This is a genomic window from Aeromonas sp. PrichA-15 (genome assembly GCF_017939245.1).
Lineage (GTDB): Bacteria > Pseudomonadota > Gammaproteobacteria > Enterobacterales > Aeromonadaceae > Aeromonas > Aeromonas caviae.
In genome coordinates this window covers 1-357 of record NZ_JAGKRH010000064.1, presented here as the reverse complement: position 1 = coordinate 357, position 357 = coordinate 1, and the positions used below count along the sequence as shown (strand labels likewise).

Sequence of the window (357 nt, the reverse complement as noted above, 5' to 3'; positions counted from 1 at the left end):
CATGTACAGAACCTTAAGCGGCAAGCGAATTAATAATACCGTCTAACGTGTTGTTTTGCTTGGATTTTCTCTGCCTACTCTTTTTGCCGTTTTTGGATAAATACACCATTGCCCACTCCAACTTCTCTGTTATTTCCTGCCACGCACCATGGATGATGCTCGCCAATATCGGCATTAACCAAAGCGCGCTGTTTTTGGCAATCTTCAGCATCGATAACTCCGCGCTGCCAATCAGCGTCAGCGCCAGCCGACGTTTGACCAGCAAGGCCAGCAAACTAGCCCAGATCAAGCCTTCCGCTATCGCTTTTTGTCGTGTCGCGAACGCCTTCAACCGGTTATGTGATTTCAGCTCTTTGA

General features: G+C 48.2%; 1 pseudogene. It reads right to left on the bottom strand.

Annotated features, from left to right (window positions below):
- Positions 1 to 13 precede the first annotated feature (13 nt).
- Positions 14 to 357: pseudogene (locus J9889_RS10735) on the bottom strand (IS4 family transposase); the annotation flags it as partial.